3 protein-coding genes are annotated in these 2,394 nt (G+C 65.2%); all 3 read right to left on the reverse strand.

Going from position 1 to position 2,394, the window contains the following annotated elements:
- Nucleotides 1-1,159: cache domain-containing protein (locus MOV74_RS36080; RefSeq protein WP_246932031.1), on the reverse strand; the 1,159-nt coding region annotated here is incomplete at its 3' end.
- Nucleotides 1,137-1,556 carry a response regulator gene (locus MOV74_RS36085; protein WP_246932033.1) on the reverse strand — a complete coding sequence of 140 codons (420 nt, stop codon included), beginning with the start codon at nucleotides 1,554-1,556 and terminating at the stop codon, nucleotides 1,137-1,139. The genes MOV74_RS36080 and MOV74_RS36085, both read right to left, overlap by 23 nt.
- 189 nt (nucleotides 1,557-1,745) lie before the next feature.
- A partial coding sequence (locus tag MOV74_RS36090) for a GntR family transcriptional regulator (protein WP_246932034.1) occupies nucleotides 1,746-2,394 on the reverse strand: 649 nt, incomplete at its 5' end.

Genomic DNA, 2,394 nt, shown 5'->3' on the forward strand with positions numbered 1-2,394 from the left:
CCGCGGTCAGGCGGCCGATCGGGCGAGTCAATGAGCGCGCAAGCAGCACCGCGAGTGAAGCCGCGGCGAGGACGGCAAGCACGCCGACCAGCAAGGACGTCTGTTGAATGGCGGCCGGCACACGGCCGAAGACGGACGGGGGAATGGTCACGATGATCGCGATCCATTCCTTTCCTGCCAGCAATGCCGGCGCGATCGCCGCGCCGCTCGGCCGGCCCGACCCGTCGGTCATGAGCCGCGTGGATACGTCCGAGGTGCCGACCAAGGCTGAGAAGAATGGAAAATCATCGCGCCAGTTGGTGGGGTGGCCCCGCAATGAACCGAATTCGAGCGCGTGATCGGGATGAACGAGATAGTCGCCGCGCGAATTCACGACGTAAATCTCTCCCCCCGAGTTCGCCGTCGCGCGGACGTGGTCGAGGGCCGGACGCATGTCGATATTGGCGATGATGATACCGAACGGCTTGCCATCCGGCGTGAACAGTGGCGTCGCGACCCGCAGCGTCGGAACGTGGGAGTCCGTGGTGCCGCCCTTGCGGGTCGCGAGATCGATGGGCGAAACGTAAATCTCGCCCGGCGTCAGCCGTATCGTGTCCTGAAAGTAGGTTCGTTCGCCCTTGCGTTCCAATTCGTTGCCGGGGACGATTCTTGCCGCTCCATCCGGGCCGGAGCGGTCGACGCGAACCAGTTCGCGTTGGTCGTCGTCGATGCCGATGATCCGGAATTGCGCGTAGATGGGCTTGGCCTCGATCTCGGCCGCGAGCCGCGTGGCTATACGCTCGCGCCAGGTTTGCTCCGAGACACCGTCAGAAGGGTCGATCCCGCCCCCGACGTGAGCGCGGATCAGGCCGTTGATGGCAGCGGCGGCGCGATAGCCGATCAGATCGCCGCGCACGCCGGCGACGTAGGTTTCGAGGTTGGTTGCCAGCAGGCGCGACTGGGCCTCGACCCGCTCCAGCACGCGCGGAATGACCGCTTGCGTGGTGTTGCGAAAGCCCAGCCAACCGACCGCGGCCACGGTGACCGCCACCAGCAAGATCATTGCGATGGCCAGCCGCGTAGCGAGACTCAGGGGGATGCTCGCAGGACTTCCCGGACGATCGCGGCCGATCTGGCCTGAAGCAGCGGAGCCCTCGTTATCGGTGGCCGGAGCTGACATCGGACCCCTCCGGCTCGCCCGCCTTCAGGCAGCCGTCGACCGCGGCGAGCAATGCCCCGGGTCTGAACGGCTTTTGCAGGCTTGCCACGGCGCCGAGCTTGGTCGCCATCTTCAGGAAATCCGGCTCTGCATAGGTGTCCGGCGTGATCGAGCGGCCGGAAATGACGATGATCGGAATGGCCGGAACCAGCGCCCGGATGTGACGCATCGTCTCCAGCCCATCCATGCCAGGCATGAAGAGGTCGAGAAACAGCAGATCGAACCGGCCCGCCTCGAACAGCGCAAGTCCCTTGCGGCCATCGCCGGCGACGGTGACGTGATGACCGGCCCTCTCCAGGAGCAGCCGGATCGTGATTTGAACGGCCGGGTCGTCATCCACGATCAGGATGTTGGCCACGTCTGAATTCCTCCGGGCCGGATGGAGGTTCCACCGGCCGCAAACCAAATCCATCAACGATGAAATTGTTGCGCGGATTCCGTCCAGCCTGCAAGCACTTCGCGAATGTCCGGTGAATGCTCGCCTAAGCCGAAATCCGGGAGCCATGCTTATGCACACTTGCGTGCATAGGGTTTGCCCGCCGGGCGCCTAATCCGTCAGATATTCCGGATAGTTGCTCCGGATCCGGTCGAGCTCGCTCAACGTGCCTGACAGATGCTGGCGCAGGTGCTGTTGCGCAGCGTCGGCGTCTGCGGCCTCGATCGCGCGCGTGATCAGCTTATGGTGGCGCACGATGTTCTGGGCCTTGCCGGGGGAGGGCAGGTGCAGCCGGCGCAGCCGGTCGCTGTGTCCGCTGCGGCTGCGCACCAGCGCCCACAGATCCTGCTTGCCCGCAGCTACGTAGAGCTGGGCGTGAAAATCGTTGTCGGCGGCCATGAAGGCCTCGAAGTCGCCAGCCCTGGCGAATTGCTGTTGCAATGCAATGGTGTGATCCAGGCGAACGATCAGGGACGCCTCGGGACCGGTTGCGAGCAGGCGGACGATCTCCAGCTCCAGCGCCTGACGCAGGAAATGCGCCTGTTGCGCGCGATCGACGTCGATCCGGCTGACCACGGTGGCATGCTGCGGAAACACGTCGACCAGGCCTTCTTCCTCGAGCCGCATCAGCGCATCGCGCACCGGGGTCGAGCTGACGCCGAACTGGCCAGCAAGCTCGGCGCGCGACAGCGGGGCGCCGGGCGGCAGTTCGAGGGCGATGATTGCGTTGCGCAACCGCTCGAATACCTGCGGTGCGGCT

The organism is Bradyrhizobium sp. SHOUNA76 (assembly GCF_023006445.1).
Classification (GTDB): domain Bacteria; phylum Pseudomonadota; class Alphaproteobacteria; order Rhizobiales; family Xanthobacteraceae; genus Bradyrhizobium.